This is a genomic window from Streptomyces sp. NPDC046831, assembly GCF_040645305.1.
Taxonomy (GTDB): domain Bacteria; phylum Actinomycetota; class Actinomycetes; order Streptomycetales; family Streptomycetaceae; genus Streptomyces.
This window is the reverse complement of sequence record NZ_JBEYXZ010000036.1, coordinates 28,022-44,956: the sequence shown is the minus strand read 5'-3', so window position 1 is coordinate 44,956 and position 16,935 is coordinate 28,022. Positions and strand designations below refer to the sequence as shown.

The following is a 16,935-nucleotide window of genomic DNA, read 5'->3' as shown; positions in this document are numbered from 1 at the left end:
CACCGCGGTCCGGCCGCGGGCGGTCCCCGGGCGCGGCACCGACGGCCTCACCGGCCGTCCGGCGGCGGCGACCGCAGCCGCCGCTTCCGGCCCTCCGCGCAGGGTCTCAGCACTCGATGATGTTCACGGCTAGGCCGCCGCGGGCCGTCTCCTTGTACTTGACCGACATGTCGGCGCCCGTGTCCTTCATGGTCTTGATGACCTTGTCGAGGGAGACCTTGTGCGAGCCGTCGCCGCGCAGCGCCATGCGCGCGGCCGTGACCGCCTTCACCGCGGCCATCCCGTTGCGCTCGATGCAGGGGATCTGGACCAGCCCGCCGACGGGGTCGCAGGTCAGCCCGAGGTTGTGCTCCATGCCGATCTCGGCGGCGTTCTCCACCTGCTCGGGGGTGCCGCCCATGACCTCCGCGAGCGCGCCCGCGGCCATCGAGCAGGCCGAGCCGACCTCGCCCTGGCAGCCGACCTCGGCGCCGGAGATGGAGGCGTTCTCCTTGAACAGCATGCCGATGGCGCCCGCGGCGAGCAGGAAGCGGACCACGCCGTCCTCGTCGGCGCCCGGCACGAAGTTGATGTAGTAGTGCAGGACCGCCGGGATGATGCCGGCCGCGCCGTTCGTCGGGGCGGTCACGACCCGGCCGCCGGCCGCGTTCTCCTCGTTCACCGCCATCGCGTACAGCGTGATCCACTCCATGGAGTGCGCCAGCGGGTCGCCCTCGGCCCGCAGCTGGCGTGCGGTGACGGCCGCGCGGCGGCGCACCCGCAGGCCGCCCGGCAGGATGCCCTCGCGGGTCATGCCGCGCTGCACGCAGGCCTGCATGACCCGCCAGATCTCCAGCAGGCCCGCGCGGATCTCCTCCTCGGTGCGCCAGGCGCGCTCGTTCTCCAGCATCAGCGAGGAGATCGACAGGCCGGTCTCCTCGGTCAGGCGCAGCAGCTCGTCGCCCGTGCGGAAGGGGTACTTCAGGACCGTGTCGTCGAGCTTGATCCGGTCCGCGCCGACCGCGTCGTCGTCGACGACGAAGCCGCCGCCCACCGAGTAGTAGGTCTTGCTCAGCAGCTCGGCCCCGGAGGCGTCGTACGCCCACAGGGTCATGCCGTTGGCGTGGTAGGGGAGCGCCTTGCGGCGGTGCAGGACGAGGTCGTCGTCGAAGGAGAAGGGGATCTCGTGCTCGCCGAGCAGGCTGATCCGGCCGGTGGTCCGGATGGTCTCCACCCGCTCGTCGGCGCTCTCCACGTCGACCGTCCGGGGCGAGGCGCCCTCCAGGCCGAGGAGCACCGCCTTCGGCGTGCCGTGGCCGTGCCCGGTCGCGCCGAGCGAGCCGTAGAGCTCCGCGCGCAGCGACGCGACGGAGGGGAGCCGGTCCTCGTTGCGCAGCCGGCGGGCGAACATGCGCGCCGCGCGCATCGGGCCGACCGTGTGGGAGCTGGACGGGCCGATGCCGATCGAGAACAGGTCGAACACCGAGATGGCCACGGTGACTCCTCAGGGCGGGGATGGTGCGGGGTGGGCACCGCGTACGGGTGTGCGGGACGTGCGGCGGCGGCACCGCGGCGCGGGGTGGGCGCCGGGTGCCGGCGGGCGCGCGAGGGGCACCGCGCCCACGGTCCAGTGTGCGCGGTGCCCGGCGAACGGGTCCTACCGGTTCAGACCCGGGTAGAGCGGGTGCTTGTCGGCCAGCGCCTTCACCCGCGCCTTGAGCGCCTCGGCGTCGTAGGACGGCTTGAGGGTCTCGGCGATCACGTCCGCGACCTCGGCGAAGTCCTCGGCGGTGAAGCCGCGGGTCGCCAGGGCGGGCGTGCCGATGCGCAGGCCGGACGTGACCATCGGCGGCCGCGGGTCGTTCGGGACGGCGTTGCGGTTGACCGTGATGCCGACCTCGTGGAGGCGGTCCTCGGCCTGCTGTCCGTCCAGCTCGGAGTCGCGCAGGTCGACCAGGAGCAGGTGGACGTCCGTACCGCCGGACAGGACGTTCACCCCGGCCTCGCGGGCGTCCGGCGCGGTGAGCCGCTCGGCGAGGATCCTCGCGCCCTCGACCGTCCGGCGCTGGCGCTCCTTGAACTCGTCCGAGGCGGCGACCTTGAAGGACACCGCCTTGGCCGCGATGACGTGCTCCAGCGGACCGCCCTGGAAGCCCGGGAAGACCGAGGAGTTCAGCTTCTTGGTGAAGTCCTTCCTCGCCAGGATGATGCCGCCGCGCGGGCCGCCCAGCGTCTTGTGGGTGGTGGAGGTGACCACGTCCGCGTACGGCACCGGGTTCGGGTGCAGACCGGCGGCGACCAGGCCCGCGAAGTGGGCCATGTCGACCCACAGGTGGGCGCCGGTCTCGTCGGCGATGCGGCGGAAGGCGGCGAAGTCCAGCTGCCGCGGGTACGCGGACCAGCCGGCGATGATGACCTTGGGGCGGTGCTCCTTGGCCAGCCGCTCGACTTCGGCCATGTCGACCAGGCCGTCGTCGCCCACGTGGTAGGCGACCACGTCGAACTGCTTGCCGGAGAAGTTCAGCCGCATCCCGTGGGTCAGGTGGCCGCCGTGCGCCAGGTCCAGGCCGAGGATGGTGTCGCCGGGCTGGGCCAGCGCGAAGAGCGCGGCCTGGTTGGCGGAGGCGCCGGAGTGCGGCTGCACGTTGGCGTACTCCGCGCCGAACAGCTCCTTGACCCGGTCGATCGCGATCTGCTCGGTGACGTCGACGTGCTCGCAGCCGCCGTAGTAGCGGCGGCCGGGGTAGCCCTCGGCGTACTTGTTGGTCAGGACGGAGCCCTGGGCCTCCATGACCGCGACGGGAGCGAAGTTCTCCGAGGCGATCATCTCCAGCGTGGACTGCTGGCGGCGCAGCTCGGCGTCGACCGCGGCGGCCACCTCGGGGTCGAGCTCGTGCAGGGGGGTGTTCAGCATCGACATGTCGCTATGTCTTCCTCAGCCGGCGGTGTGGGAGGCGTACTCGTCGGCGGAGAGCAGCTCGGCCGGCTCCTCCGTCACCCGCACCTTGAACAGCCAGCCGCCCTCGAACGGCGCGGAGTTCACCAGCGACGGGTCGTTGACGACGTCCTCGTTGATCTCGGTCACCTCGCCGCTGACCGGGGAGTACAGGTCGGACACCGACTTGGTCGACTCCAGCTCGCCGCAGGTCTCGCCCGCGGCCACCTGGGTGCCGACCTCCGGGAGCTGGGCGTAGACGACGTCGCCGAGCGCGTTGGCCGCGAACTCGGTGATGCCGATCGTCGCGACGCCGTCCTCGGCGGGCGACAGCCACTCGTGCTCCTTGCTGTAACGCAGCTGCTCGGGGTTGCTCATGGCGTGAATTCTCCTGTACGCGGGTCGGTGCTCGTGACGGGGGGAGGGACGAAGGTGCTGGTGAGCGGGGAGAAAGTGCCCGGTGTCACACGTGTGGCCGGGGGCCGCCGGGCGGCCGGGCGCGCGGTGGCGGTCCCCGCCCGCCGGTGCCTACTTCTGGCGCTTGTAGAACGGGAGCGCCACGACCTCGTACGGCTCGTGGCTGCCCCGGATGTCCACGCCGACGCCCGTGGTGCCCGGCGCCGCGTGCGCGGCGTCGACGTAGGCCATGGCGATCGGCTTGCCGAGGGTGGGGGAGGGGGCGCCGGAGGTGACCTCGCCGATCACCTCGCCGCCGGCGACGACGGGGTAGCCGGCCCGCGGGACGCGGCGGCCCTCGGCGACCAGGCCGACCAGCACGCGCGGCGGGTCGTTCTCGGCGCGCTCGGCGGCGGCCAGCAGGGCCTCGCGCCCGACGAAGCTGCCCTCCTTGTCGAACTTCACCACCCGGCCGAGGCCCGCGTCGAACGGGGTCAGCGAGGTCGTCAGCTCGTGCCCGTACAGCGGCATCCCCGCCTCCAGGCGGAGCGTGTCGCGGCAGGACAGCCCGCACGGGACCAGCCCGGCGGGGGCGCCGGCGTCGGTCAGCGCCTGCCAGAGCTTCTCCGCGTCGGCCGGGGCGACGAACAGCTCGAAGCCGTCCTCGCCGGTGTAGCCGGTGCGGGCGATCAGCGCGGGGACGCCGGCGACCGTGCCGGGCAGGCCGGCGTAGTACTTCAGGCCGTCGAGGTCGGCGTCGGTCAGCGACTTCAGGATGCTGGGGGACTGCGGTCCCTGCACGGCGATCAGGGCGTAGGCGTCGCGGTCGTCGCGCACCTCGGCGTCGAAGCCGGCGGCCCGCTCGGTGAGCGCGTCCAGCACCACCTGGGCGTTGGAGGCGTTGGCGACGACCAGGTACTCGCTCTCGCCGAGCCGGTAGACGATCAGGTCGTCGAGGATGCCGCCGTCCTCCTGGCAGATCATGGTGTAGCGGGCGCGGCCGACGCCGACGGAGGCGATGTTGCCGACGAGGGCGTGGTTCAGCAGCGGCGCGGCCTGCGGGCCGGTGACGGTGATCTCGCCCATGTGGGACAGGTCGAACAGGCCCGCCCTGGTCCGGACGGCGAGGTGCTCGTCCCGCTCGGAGCCGTAGCGCAGCGGCATGTCCCAGCCGGCGAAGTCGGTCATCGTGGCGCCGAGGGAGCGGTGCAGCGCGTCGAGCGCGGTACGGCGCTTCTGTGAGGGTTCGGTACTGCTCATCGGTCGGTCTCCAGGCGATGGGGGTCCCCCGCGCGGGCGAAGCCGGCGGAGGCAGGGCGAGGAACGTTCCTCCCCATCTGTCATCGGAACCTGAGAGGTTCGCCATGACCGCCGGTCCGCGGGAGGGAACCGCGGCCGGGTCACGGCTTGCACCTTGGGTGGGGCCGCACCGGCGGCCCGCTTTTCAGATGTGCCTCGCCCGCGCGGTAACGGGGCCTGAGAGATTCAAGGGAGGGACTTGCTCCTTCGGCGCCCCGGCGAAACGGCTGCCGGGGACTCTCCCGCGCGGATTCAAACGGCCGGTATGCAGTTGGCGCGGACATCATTGCACGGCCCGCACGCTCCTGGCAGGACCGCATCTGTAACCGGCTTGTGGCGGTACGCGCACGAAAACGCGAGACACCGGGTATTACCTTCTTTTTACACTGGAGGGGGAGGGGATCTGTGACCACCCCAGGGGAGGCGATCACGGTGAACAGCACCACGGCACGCGCCACGGCTCCGCCACTCGCGCTGCCCGAACGGGCATTCGCCCTGCCGGGGCGCCGGGCGGCCCAGGCCCGCGCGCGGGCCGGCGAGCGCCCCGCGCCCGTCGTCCGCGATCTGCGCCGGCGGGCCGGCCGCAGTCCGCGCGCCCTGCTCTTCGGGCCCCGCGACCTCGTCGTGGTGACCGGCCTGCCCGGCAGCGGCAAGTCGACCCTGATGCGCCGGGCGGTGCGGGGCAGGCGCATCGACTCCCAGGACACCCGCGACCGCTTCGACGACCGGCTCGCGCGGTTCCTGCCGTACGCGGTCTACCGGCCCCTCGTCCGGCTCGCCCACTACACGGGGCTGCGCCGCGCCCTGCGCACCGGCGAGGGGGTCGTGGTGCACGACTGCGGGACGCAGGCCTGGGTGCGCGACTGGCTGGCCCGCGCCGCCCGCCGCCGCGGCGGCACGCTGCACCTGGTGCTGCTCGACGTCCCGCCCGCCGCGGCCCTGGCCGGCCAGCGCGAGCGCGGCCGCGGCGTCTCGCGGTACGCCTTCCTGCGCCACCGCAGGGCCGCCGAGCGCCTGCTGCGCGCCGCCGAACGGGGCCGCCTGCCCGACGGCTGCGGCTCGGCCGTCCTGCTGGACCGGGACGCGGCGGACACGCTGCGGCGCATCGACTTCACCGGATGAGGCGGGCGGACGGCAAGGGGGCGGCGTCCGCCCGCGGGGGTCCCCCGCCCGACGGGTGTGCGGCCGTGCCGGAGCCGGCGCGGGGCCGCCCGGACGGGCGCGGACGCCGCGTGGCCCCGGGGGCGGCGCTCCCGTTCCGCGGTGCGGTCCGCGGGTGCCGTTCCGCGGTGCGGTCCGCGGGGGCCCGTTCCGGCGGTGCGGGCCCGCAGGGGCCGGCGCGGCACCCGTTAGCCTTTTCAGCCACACCCGTGGTTCCCAGCAGGCGGTAGGCAGATGGACTTCCCGGCGGACATCCCCGCTGACTTCCCGGCACAGGCGCACCCCCAGCCGCACGGCGGTTGGCCCGGCAACGAGCTGGAGGAGGTGCTGTCGGCGTCGCTCGGCATCCCCTCGGCCGGCGGGCGCATCATCGAGGTGCTCGGCCGGAGCTTCGTCTGGGTGCCGCTGCCCAACGGCGGCGGACCGCACAGCGGTCCGCTCGACCTGCCCACGCTGGAGATCGAGGGCCAGGCGTACGTGCCGGTCTTCAGCTCCGAGGAGCAGTTCCGGCAGGTCGCCGGCGCCCACATGGCCTGCACCGTCGCGCCCGCCGTGGAGTTCGCGCGCGGGCTGCCGCCGCAGGTCGGCATCGCCCTGAACCCCGAGGGCGTGGTCGGCGTGCCGCTGCCCCCGCCGGCCGTGGCCGAACTGTGCCGGGCGGGGCGGACGTCGCTGGACGGCCCGGTGAGCGGCGGCCGGGTCCGGCTGTTCGAACCGGACTGGCAGGACGACCCGGTGGACTTCCTCGCCGCCGCCTCCGCGGAGTTCGCCGCGACCGGCGTGGTGCTCACCGCCCGCCGCTGCCTCGCCGCCGTCGAGACCGCCGACCCGGTCATGTTCGTCGGCGTGGAACTGTCGCAGTGGGAGGGCGACCTGCGGGCCCGGCCGCTGGAGGCGCTCGGCCGCGCCCTCGGCAGGGTCCCGGTCGCGTGGCCGGTGAACCTGGTCCTCCTCGACGTGGCCCAGGACCCGGTGGGGGAGTGGATGCGCGGGACGGTCCGGCCCTTCTACCAGCAGGGCCGCTGACGGGGCCCCGGCCACGGCGCGGGCGGCGGCCGCGTGCGGCGCGGCCGTTGAGGGCGCCGGCGGCCCGGGCGATCCGCGGTCGCGGGCCGACGGCGGCCTGTCCGGCGCTGCGCGTCGGCTTAAGCTAGTGGCTCCCGGGCGACGTCGCGTGAACGCGGCCTGCCGGGGCACCGGACGCACGGCTCGGTCGGAGTGTTGGTTGTATGAAGGGGCGGTAAAAAGGTGAGCGCTGGCACCGCCGCGGCCGGGCAGGTCGAGCAGATGCTGCGCCAGGTGACGCCCGGGCGGTACGACGCCTACGAGGCACTCCTGCGCGCGCTCGCGACGCCCTCCTCCGGCCAGGTGTGGATGCTGCTCTGGCACGGCCAGGCCGGCTCCCCCGACGCGCAGTACGGTCACATGGAGGTCGACGGCCACGGCTACGCGCCGTGCGTCACCTCCGCCCAGGAGCTGTCGGCCAGCGGCTGGATGCGGTCGTACGAGGTGGTGGACGGCCTCGACGTCGCCCGCACCCTCTACCCCGACCACTACGGCCTCTGGCTGAACCCGCACGCCCCCGGCGGCGGCGTCGGCATCCCCTGGCTCGACCTGCGCCGCATCGCCACCGGCCTGGACCGCCAGCCGGCCGGACCGCTGCGGCTGTCCGAACCGGCCATCGACGTCGCGCAGTTCTACGCCCTGCTCGCGCAGAACGCCCACCGCACCCCGGCGGTCCGCTCGCTGCGCCGCGCCTGGGTCCAGCCCGCGCTGGGGGCGCCGTACCTGGCCATCGGCCTCGACGTGTACGACACCTCCCCGCCGGCCGTCGACTCGGTGCGCGCGATGATGCAGCAGTCCGTCGCCGCCGTCCCCGACGGCCTGCCGGTCTCCACGGTCGCGATGTCCGACGAGTACGACCCGGTCGCGATGTGGCTGCGTGCCAACGCCCGCCCGTTCTACGACCGCGAGGCGCACGGCGCCCCCGCGCAGCCGCCGGCGACCGGGTACGGCTACCCGCCGGCCCGCGGCGGCTACTGACGCGCGGCAGCGTCCGCCGGCACCGAGGGCTTCCGGATCCGGGAGCCCTTCTTCGCGCGTAGATGCAGGGGAAACATCCGCTTATCTCACTGATTGCCCCAACTGGTCCGCGTCCGACCCCCGTTACCCACTGTCCGGATAACGGAACACCCCAGACAGCATCACGTTTACGCATCCATTCACCGTCAAGTCTGGCAACAGATCGCCAAAGCGTTGAAGACTCCCGCAACAAGGGGGTTCCTACCCCTGTGTACGACGGACTGATCATGCCGCCACAGCGGCAAGTGCGGGCCGGCTACCGCCGGTTGAGAGGGGTCCCTGCCTGATGACGGCACCATTGCACGAGCCGACCGCGGAAGCGGCCCCGAGCGCGGCCGACGAAGCGGCGGTAGCCACCACCGGCGCGAAGGCCGTCCAGGGACGCTCCCTGGGCCGGATCGCCTGGGAACGCCTTAAGCGGGACAAACTCGCCCTCTCGGGCGGCGTCGTCGTGCTCTTCCTGATCCTGGTCGCGATCCTGGCGCCGGTGATCGCGCACCTGGTCGGCCAGGACCCGGAGACCCACCACGAGGACCTGATCGACCCGCTGTTCGGCACGCCCACGGGCTCCCTCGGCGGCATCAGCGGCGACCACCTCTTCGGCGTGGAGCCGGTCAGCGGCCGCGACATCTTCGCCCGCATCGTCCACGGCGCCCGCATCTCCCTGCTGGTCGGCTTCCTGTCCGCACTGGTCGCCGTCGTCCTCGGCACGATCCTCGGCATCCTGGCCGGCTTCTTCGGCGGCTGGGTCGACGCGGTCATCAGCCGCGTGATGGACGGTCTGCTCGCCTTTCCGCAGCTGCTGTTCATCATCGCGCTGGTCTCCGTCATGCCCAACGCGATGCTGGGTCTCACCGGCACGGGTGTACGCGTCTTCGTGATGATCCTGGTCATCGGCTTCTTCGGCTGGCCCTACATCGGACGCGTGGTGCGCGGCCAGACACTCTCGCTGCGTGAGCGCGAGTACGTCGAGGCCGCCCGTTCCCTGGGCGCCGGGCGCTTCTACATCCTCTTCAAGGAGCTGCTGCCCAACCTCGTCGCGCCGATCATCGTGTACACGACCATGATGATCCCGACCAACATCCTCACCGAGGCGGCACTCAGCTTCCTGGGCGTGGGCGTCAAGCCGCCCACGGCCTCCTGGGGGCAGATGCTCTCGAGCGCGATCGACTACTACGACTCGGACCCCATGTACATGGTCATCCCGGGCGTGGCGATCTTCATCACCGTTCTTGCCTTCAACCTCTTCGGCGACGGCGTGCGCGACGCGCTGGACCCGAAGGGCTCCCGCTGAACTGCCGTACCCCAAGCCTCCCGTGGCACTGCCCACGGGGTCTCTCATCAAAACCGGAGGATCCGAGATCGTGACTACCCAACGCACCTCAGGGCGGCGCAAGCAGGCCATGGCCGCTGCCGCCGTGGTCGCCGCGCTGCTGACCACGGCGGCGTGCGGCGGCGGCGACGACGGCAAGGGCGGTTCGAAGAACGGTGCGGCCGGCTTCGACGCCGCCAACAACAAGATCGCCCAGGCCTCCGCGGCCAAGAAGGGCGGCGTGCTGAAGTTCGGTGCGGCCCAGGACGCCGACTCGTGGGACACCACGCGCGGCTACTACGGCTTCATGTGGAACTTCTCGCGCTACTACAGCCGTCAGCTCGTCACGAACAAGACCGAGCCCGGCAAGACCGGCGCCGAGCTCACCCCGGACCTCGCCACGGGTCTCGCCAAGGTCACCGACGGCGGCAAGACCTACACGTACACGCTGCGCGACGGCGTCACCTGGGAGGACGGCAAGCCGATCACCTCCAAGGACGTCAAGTACGGCATCGAGCGCGTGTGGGCGCAGGACGTGCTGTCCGGCGGGCCGACCTACCTGAAGGACGTCCTCGACCCCGCGGGCACCTACCAGGGCCCGTACAAGGACAAGGCCCCGGACAAGCTGGGCCTGAAGGCCATCGAGACGCCGGACGACAAGACCATCGTCTTCAAGCTGCCGAAGGCCAACTCGGACTTCGAGGAGATGCTGGGCCTGACCTCGGCCTCCCCGGTCCGCCAGGACAAGGACACCAAGTCCAAGTACGCGCTGCGCCCCTTCTCCTCCGGCCCGTACAAGTTCCAGTCGTACAACCCCGGCAAGGACCTGACGCTCGTCCGCAACACCGCGTGGAAGCAGTCCTCGGACCCGATCCGCAAGGCGTACCCGGACAAGATCACGATCAAGTTCTTCTCGAACGCCAACGACCTGGACGCGCGTCTGATCGCCGGTGACTACGACCTGGACCTGAACCAGACCGGCATGTCGCCGCAGGGCCGCACCACCGCCCTGAAGCAGCACCGCGGCAACCTGGACAACCCGGTCTCCGGCTACATCCGCTACGCGGTCTTCCCGCAGAGCGTGGCGCCGTTCGACAACATCCACTGCCGCAAGGCCGTCATCTACGGCGCCGACCACGTGTCGCTGCAGACCGCGCGTGGCGGCCCCGTCGCCGGCGGCGACATCGGCACCAACATGCTGCCGCCGTCCGTGCCGGGCGCCGAGGGCCAGAAGTACGACCCCTACGAGCTGGCCGGCGCCAACAAGAGCGGCAACGCCGCCAAGGCCAAGGAGGAGCTGAAGGCCTGCGGCAAGCCGAACGGCTTCAGCACCACCATCGCCGTCCGCAACAACAAGCCGGTCGAGGTGGCCACCGCCGAGTCCCTGCAGGCGTCGCTGAAGAAGATCGGGATCAACGTCCAGATCGACCAGTACGACGGCTCGCAGACCACCGGCATCATCGGCAGCCCGGCGAACGTGAAGAAGAAGGGCTACGGCATCATCATCATGGGCTGGGGCCCGGACTTCCCGTCCGTCCAGGGCTTCGGTCTGCCGCTGTGGGACAGCAAGTACATCCTGCAGAGCGGTAACAACAACTACGCCCTGATCAAGGACAAGGCCATCGACGGCCTGTTCGACCAGTACGTCAACACGCTGGACGACGCCGGCAAGACCAAGATCGCCACGGAGATCAACCACAAGGTCATGGAGGGCGGCTACTACCTGCCCTTCGTCTTCGAGAAGTTCATCAACTGGCGCTCGAACCGACTGGCGAACGTGTACACGACCGACGCCTACAGCGGCATGTACGACTTCGTCAACCTCGGTCTGAAGTCCGCGAAGTAAACCCGGCACACCCGCCGTACGGCACGAAAGGCAGGTGAAGGCCGGCGCGGCGTGACCGCGGGCCCTGGACGATCTCCGGGGCCCGCGGTCCGCGGCGGGCCGTAAGCTGTGCTCGCTTACCTCATCAGGCGGCTGTTCGCCGCCGCAGTGATGCTGGTGGTCATCATCATGGTGGTCTTCGGCATCTTCTTCCTCGTCCCGAAGTGGGCGGGCGTCGACGTGGCCACGAGCTTCGTGGGCAAGCAGGCCGACCCTGCCGCTGTCGAGGCCATCCGGGAGAAGCTGGGTCTGGGCGACCCGATCTACTCCCAGGTCTGGGAGTTCTTCAAGGGCATCTTCGCGGGCCGCACCTACGCGGCCGGCGGTGACATCACCCACTGCGCCGCGCCGTGCTTCGGCTACTCCTTCCGCAGCGAACAGGCCATCTGGCCGGTGCTGACCGACCGCTTCCCGGTGACGCTGGGTCTCGCGCTCGGCGCCGCCGTGCTGTGGCTGATCTTCGGTATCGCCGCCGGTGTGCTCTCCGCCCTCAAGCGGGGCAGCCTGTGGGACCGCGGCGCGATGATCGTGGCCCTCGCGGGTGTCTCCCTGCCGATCTACTTCACCGGCCTGCTCAGCCTGGCGATCTTCTCCTACGGCCTCGGCTGGATCGACGCCGAGTACGTGCCCCTGGAGGACTCCTTCACCGGCTGGCTCGGCGGCATGATCCTGCCCTGGATCACCCTGGCCTTCCTGTACGCGGCGATGTACGCCCGCATCACCCGGGCCACCATGCTGGAGATCCTGGGCGAGGACTACATCCGCACCGCCCGGGCCAAGGGCCTGCGTGAGCAGGTCGTCATCAGGAAGCACGCCATGCGCTCGACGATGACGCCCATCCTCACCATGCTCGGCATGGACCTCGGCGCCCTCATCGGCGGAGCGATCCTGACGGAGACCACGTTCAGCCTGCCCGGACTCGGCCAGGCCGTGCTCAACGCGATCAAGAACCAGGACCTGCCCGTCATCCTGGGCGTCACCCTGATCACTTCCCTCGCGGTACTCATCGCCAACCTCGTGGTGGACGTCCTGTACGCCGTGATCGACCCCCGAGTGAGGCTCTCATGACCGAACTCAGCAAGAGCGGAGCGGCCGTGGGCGAGCCCACCGGCACCTCGCCCGCCCCGACCGCCTTCCTGGAAGTGCGCGACCTGAAGGTGCACTTCCCCACGGACGACGGTCTGGTGAAGTCCGTCGACGGGCTCAGCTTCCGGCTGGAGAAGGGCAAGACCCTCGGCATCGTGGGCGAGTCCGGCTCCGGCAAGTCGGTGACCTCGCTCGGCATCATGGGCCTGCACACCGCCGGCCAGTACGGCAAGCGCAAGGCGCAGATCTCCGGAGAGATCTGGCTGAACGGCACCGAACTGCTGTCGGCCGACCCGGACCACGTCCGCAAGCTGCGCGGCCGCGAGATGGCGATGATCTTCCAGGACCCGCTGTCCGCGCTGCACCCGTACTACACGATCGGCCAGCAGATCGTGGAGGCGTACCGCATCCACCACGACGTCGACAAGAAGACCGCCCGCAGGCGCGCGGTCGAGATGCTCGACCGGGTGGGCATCCCGCAGCCGGACAAGCGGGTGGACAACTACCCGCACGAGTTCTCCGGCGGCATGCGCCAGCGCGCCATGATCGCCATGTCGCTGGTCAACAACCCCGAGCTGCTGATCGCGGACGAACCGACGACCGCCCTCGACGTGACCGTCCAGGCGCAGATCCTCGACCTCATCCGCGACCTGCAGAAGGAGTTCGGCTCCGCGGTCATCGTCATCACCCACGACCTGGGCGTCGTCGCCGAGCTGGCCGACGACATCCTGGTGATGTACGGCGGCCGCTGCGTCGAGCGGGGCCCGGCGGAGAAGGTGTTCTACGAGCCCCGGCACCCCTACACCTGGGGCCTGCTCGGCTCGATGCCGCGCCTGGACCGTGAGCAGCAGGACCGCCTGATCCCGGTCAAGGGCTCCCCGCCCTCCCTGATCAACGTCCCGTCCGGCTGCGCCTTCAACCCCCGCTGCCCGTACGCCGACGTGCCCAAGGACAACGTCACCCGCACGGTCCGCCCCGAGCTGACCGAGGTCGGCGACCAGCACTGGGCCGCCTGCCACATGACGCGGGAGCAGCGGCAGCGGATCTGGACCGAAGAGATTGCGCCGAAGCTGTGAGTGAGAACGCAGAGGACAAGGCAGTGAGCATCCCTGCTCAGAGCGACGGCGAGACGGCCGCGGCCGCCGGCACGGGCACCCTCACCAAGGAGACCGCGCCCGGCGAGGTCCTGCTGAAGGTGACCGGGCTGCAGAAGCACTTCCCGATCAGGAAGGGCCTCTTCCAGCGTCAGGCCGGCGCCGTGCGCGCGGTCGACGGCCTCGACTTCGAGGTGCGCTCCGGCGAGACCCTCGGCGTCGTGGGCGAGTCCGGCTGCGGCAAGTCGACGATGGGCCGGCTGATCACCCGGCTGCTCGAGCCGACCGGCGGCACGATCGAGTTCGAGGGCCAGGACATCACGCACCTGGGCGTCGGCGGGATGCGCCCGCTGCGCCGCGACGTGCAGATGATCTTCCAGGACCCGTACTCGTCGCTGAACCCGCGCCACACCATCGGCACGATCATCGGCGCTCCCTTCCGGCTGCAGGGCGTCGAGCCCGAGGGCGGCATCAAGAAGGAAGTCCAGCGGCTGCTGTCGGTCGTGGGTCTCAACCCCGAGCACTACAACCGCTACCCGCACGAGTTCTCCGGCGGCCAGCGCCAGCGCATCGGCATCGCCCGCGCGCTCGCGCTCAAGCCGAAGCTGGTCGTGGCGGACGAGCCGGTGTCCGCGCTGGACGTGTCGATCCAGGCACAGGTCGTCAACCTGCTCGACGACCTCCAGCAGGAGCTGGGCCTGACGTACGTGATCATCGCGCACGACCTGTCCGTCGTCCGGCACGTCTCGGACCGGATCGCGGTGATGTACCTCGGCAAGATCGTCGAGCTGGCCGACCGGGACTCGCTGTACCGGGCGCCGATGCACCCGTACACCAAGGCGCTGATGTCCGCCGTACCCGTCCCGGACCCGCGGCGCCGGAACGCCAAGAGCGAGCGCATCCTGCTCCAGGGCGACGTGCCCTCGCCGATCGCCCCGCCGAGCGGCTGCCGCTTCCACACCCGGTGCTGGAAGGCGACCGAGATCTGCCGGACGGCCGAGCCGCCGCTGAAGGAGCTCAAGCCGGGCCAGCGCGTGGCCTGCCACCACCCCGAGAACTTCGAGGACCAGGCGCCGCAGGACACGGTGCTGCTCCTGGACGCGAAGAAGGCGGCGGAGTCGGTCTCCGACGAGGTCCTGGCCGAGTCGGCGGCGACGTCGGCGGCGGTGGCCGCGGAAGTGGCCGCGGAGGCCGCCGGGAAGGACGACGCTCCCGCGAAGGAGGCGTCCGCCGAGGAAGCGGCACCTGCGAAGGAAGCTCCTGCGACGGAGGCTGCTGCGACGGAGGCTCCGGTCGAGGGCGACGCCCTTGCGAAGGGCGAGGCTCCGGTCGAGGGCGACGCCCTTGCGAAGGGCGAGGCTCCGGTCGAGGGCGACGCCCTTGCGAAGGGCGAGGCTCCGGTCGTGGGCGAGGCGCCCGTGAAGGACGCCGCTCCGGTCGTGGGCGAGGCGCCCGTGAAGGACGCCGCTCCGGTCGAGGGCGACGCCCCCGCGAAGGCTGACGCGCCCGCCGCGGCGGACGCACCGGCCGCGGCGGAGGCATCCGTCAAGGCGGACGCACCGGCCAAGGCGAAGGCGTCCCCCGCCGCCGAGGAGGCCCGCGACGACGCCCCCAAGGCGCCCGCCGAGTCCGGCGAGTCCGCGGGGTCCGACGGCCGGGAGCCGGGCGACGACTGACGTGTGACCTGCCACGGTCACGCGGCCACCCCGACGGGAGAGCGCGGAGCCGGCCCGGCCCCTCCGACGGGCACACGCCCGAGGAGGGCCCGGCCCGAGGCGCTCTCCCGTTCGCCGTCCGCGCGCCGCCCGACCGCCCAGCACCACGGCGGCAGGGCGATGCACGAGACGCCGAGCCCGGCACTACGGGGCCGCAACCACCCCTGAGCCTTCCATCGCAAGGCGGGCACTCATATCTGAGTAAGAATGTATGGGTGCTGCCCCAACTGTTCAGTCCCTCCGTCCAGCACACCCTGGACCTGATCGGCATCTTCGTGTTCGCCATCTCCGGCGCGCTGCTGGCCGTTCGCAAGAACTTCGACGTCTTCGGCATAGCCGTGCTCGCCGAGGTCACCGCGCTCGGCGGAGGACTGCTCCGCGACCTGGTCATCGGGGCCGTGCCGCCGGCCGCCTTCACGGACCTGGGGTACTTCATCACCCCGCTGCTCGCCGCGCTGCTCGTGTTCTTCCTGCATCCGCACGTGGAGCGCATCCAGGTCGCGGTCAACGTCTTCGACGCGGCCGGTCTCGGCCTGTTCTGCGTGGCCGGCACCACCAAGGCCTACGAGTACGGCCTGGGCCTCACCTCCTCCGCGGCCCTCGGCCTGGCCACCGCCGTCGGCGGCGGTGTGCTGCGGGACGTGCTCGCCAACGAGGTGCCCTCGCTCCTGCGCTGGGACCGCGACCTGTACGCGGTCCCGGCGATCGTCGGCGCCGCCATGGTGGCGCTGTGCATCCGCTACGGCGCGCTGACCCCGCTCACGACGGGGCTCGCGGTGGTCGTGGCGTTCGTCCTGCGCCTGCTCGCGATGCGGTTCCACTGGCGGGCTCCGCGCGCCTGGAACCGGCGGTCCACGGTCAGCGAGGAGTAGCCGTCCGGGACGCGCCCCGGGCGTCGCCTCGGCCCTCCCGGGCGCCGGCGGCGGACAAGTGGGGCGGCCACGGCCGGCCTCTCGGGAAAAGCTACCGCTTAGTAGTTACCTGTTGTACGGTTCACGCATGCCCGAAGCAGCTTCCGTACCGGCCGCAGCGGCCACGATCGGCGACAGCGAGTTCGACCGCGACACCGCCGTCACCCCGCGCGCGCCCGGCGTCTACGACATCGACCTCTCGGCCGGCTGGACGATCATCAACGCCGTCAACGGCGGCTACCTGCTGGCCGTGCTCGGCCGGGCCCTCGCCCACGCCCTGCCCCACCCGGACCCGTTCACCGTCTCGGCGCACTACCTGACCGCGTCGCAGCCGGGCCCGGCGGTCGTCCGCACGGACGTCGTCCGCACCGGCCGCACCCTCTCCACCGGCCAGGCCTCCCTCTTCCAGTACGACGAGGAGGGCCGGGAGGTCGAGCGCCTGCGCGTCCTCGCCTCGTACGGCGACCTGGGCGCCCTGCCCGACGACGTCCGCACCAGCGCGAAGCCGCCCGCCATCCCGCCGGTCGACCAGTGCTTCGGGCCCGAGGACGGCCCGGCCCCGGTCCCCGGCAGCTCGGCCATCACCGACCGCCTGATGCTGAAACTGGATCCGGCCACTCTGGGCTGGGCCCTCGGCGCGCCGTCCGGCAAGGGGGAGATGCGGGCCTGGTTCGGGCTCGCCGACGGCCGGGACGCCGACCCGCTCTCCCTGCTGCTGGCGGTGGACGCGCTGCCCCCGACCGCCTTCGAACTCGGCCTGAGCGGCTGGGTGCCGACGGTCGAACTGACCGTGCACGTCCGCTCCCGCCCCGCCCCCGGGCCGCTGCGCGTGTCCATCACCACCCGCAACCTGGCCGGCGGCTTCCTGGAGGAGGACGCCGAGGTCTGGGACAGCGCCGACCGCCTGGTGGCCCAGTCCCGGCAGCTGGCACGCGTCCGGCTGAGCTGACCGACTGCCCCACGGTCCGGGCCGCCGCCACGACAGGCGGCGGCCCGGACCGCGGGCCACATCTCGACCACAACCCTCGATCTCGGCCACGCCGCGACCGCGGCGCACCGGCGCCGTCAGATCGCCTCGCG

The 16,935-nt window shown here is 71.7% G+C and carries 14 protein-coding genes and 1 riboswitch; of the genes, 10 read left to right on the top strand and 4 right to left on the bottom strand.

Annotated elements, in window-relative coordinates:
• Nucleotides 1-106: 106 nt before the first annotated feature.
• From ABZ920_RS25480 to gcvT, 4 genes are all read right to left on the bottom strand, one after another.
• Complete coding sequence (locus ABZ920_RS25480; protein WP_361509322.1) at nt 107-1,474, bottom strand: L-serine ammonia-lyase; 1,368 nt, start codon at nt 1,472-1,474, stop codon at nt 107-109.
• Between the two features lie 162 nt (nt 1,475-1,636).
• Entirely contained in the window at nt 1,637-2,899 is a 1,263-nt protein-coding gene (glyA, locus tag ABZ920_RS25475; RefSeq protein ID WP_361509319.1) for a serine hydroxymethyltransferase, read from the bottom strand.
• Nucleotides 2,900-2,914: 15 nt separating this feature from the next.
• Nucleotides 2,915-3,292 (bottom strand): glycine cleavage system protein GcvH, encoded by a 378-nt coding sequence (gene gcvH, locus ABZ920_RS25470; protein ID WP_361509316.1) that lies wholly within the window; start codon nt 3,290-3,292, stop codon nt 2,915-2,917.
• Nucleotides 3,293-3,442: 150 nt separating this feature from the next.
• Nucleotides 3,443-4,570: a glycine cleavage system aminomethyltransferase GcvT gene (gene gcvT / locus ABZ920_RS25465; protein ID WP_361509313.1), complete on the bottom strand. Its 1,128-nt coding sequence runs from the start codon at nt 4,568-4,570 to the stop codon at nt 3,443-3,445.
• Between the two features lie 194 nt (nt 4,571-4,764).
• Nucleotides 4,765-4,864, bottom strand: a riboswitch (glycine riboswitch).
• Nucleotides 4,865-5,041: 177 nt separating this feature from the next.
• Here gcvT and ABZ920_RS25460 point away from each other — a divergent pair.
• From ABZ920_RS25460 to ABZ920_RS25415, 10 genes are all read left to right on the top strand, one after another.
• A complete protein-coding gene (locus ABZ920_RS25460) occupies nt 5,042-5,731 on the top strand; it encodes an AAA family ATPase (protein WP_361509373.1) in 690 nt (229 codons plus the stop codon).
• 273 nt (nt 5,732-6,004) lie between these two features.
• Nucleotides 6,005-6,796, top strand: coding sequence for an enhanced serine sensitivity protein SseB (locus ABZ920_RS25455; RefSeq protein ID WP_361509310.1), 792 nt, complete (start codon nt 6,005-6,007; stop codon nt 6,794-6,796).
• Nucleotides 6,797-7,018: 222 nt separating this feature from the next.
• Nucleotides 7,019-7,813: an enhanced serine sensitivity protein SseB C-terminal domain-containing protein gene (locus tag ABZ920_RS25450; protein ID WP_361509307.1), complete on the top strand. Its 795-nt coding sequence runs from the start codon at nt 7,019-7,021 to the stop codon at nt 7,811-7,813.
• A gap of 325 nt (nt 7,814-8,138) precedes the next feature.
• Nucleotides 8,139-9,146, top strand: coding sequence for an ABC transporter permease (locus ABZ920_RS25445; protein ID WP_361509304.1), 1,008 nt, complete (start codon nt 8,139-8,141; stop codon nt 9,144-9,146).
• 70 nt (nt 9,147-9,216) lie between these two features.
• Nucleotides 9,217-11,010: an ABC transporter substrate-binding protein gene (locus ABZ920_RS25440; protein ID WP_361509301.1), complete on the top strand. Its 1,794-nt coding sequence runs from the start codon at nt 9,217-9,219 to the stop codon at nt 11,008-11,010.
• Between the two features lie 108 nt (nt 11,011-11,118).
• Entirely contained in the window at nt 11,119-12,117 is a 999-nt protein-coding gene (locus ABZ920_RS25435; RefSeq protein WP_361509298.1) for an ABC transporter permease, read from the top strand.
• The gene (locus ABZ920_RS25430; protein WP_361509295.1) at nt 12,114-13,211 is read left to right on the top strand and encodes an ABC transporter ATP-binding protein; all 1,098 of its coding nucleotides are present in this window, start codon (nt 12,114-12,116) and stop codon (nt 13,209-13,211) included. Before ABZ920_RS25435 ends, ABZ920_RS25430 begins: the two co-directional genes overlap by 4 nt.
• A 23-nt stretch (nt 13,212-13,234) precedes the next feature.
• Nucleotides 13,235-14,905, top strand: a complete 1,671-nt coding sequence (locus ABZ920_RS25425) for a dipeptide ABC transporter ATP-binding protein (protein WP_361509292.1) — start codon at nt 13,235-13,237, stop codon at nt 14,903-14,905.
• A gap of 254 nt (nt 14,906-15,159) precedes the next feature.
• On the top strand, nt 15,160-15,816 hold the full coding sequence (locus ABZ920_RS25420; RefSeq protein ID WP_361509289.1) for a trimeric intracellular cation channel family protein: 657 nt from the start codon (nt 15,160-15,162) through the stop codon (nt 15,814-15,816).
• A 127-nt stretch (nt 15,817-15,943) separates the two neighbouring features.
• Nucleotides 15,944-16,804 carry a thioesterase family protein gene (locus tag ABZ920_RS25415; RefSeq protein ID WP_361509286.1) on the top strand — a complete coding sequence of 287 codons (861 nt, stop codon included), beginning with the start codon at nt 15,944-15,946 and terminating at the stop codon, nt 16,802-16,804.
• The last annotated feature ends 131 nt before the right edge of the window (nt 16,805-16,935 follow it).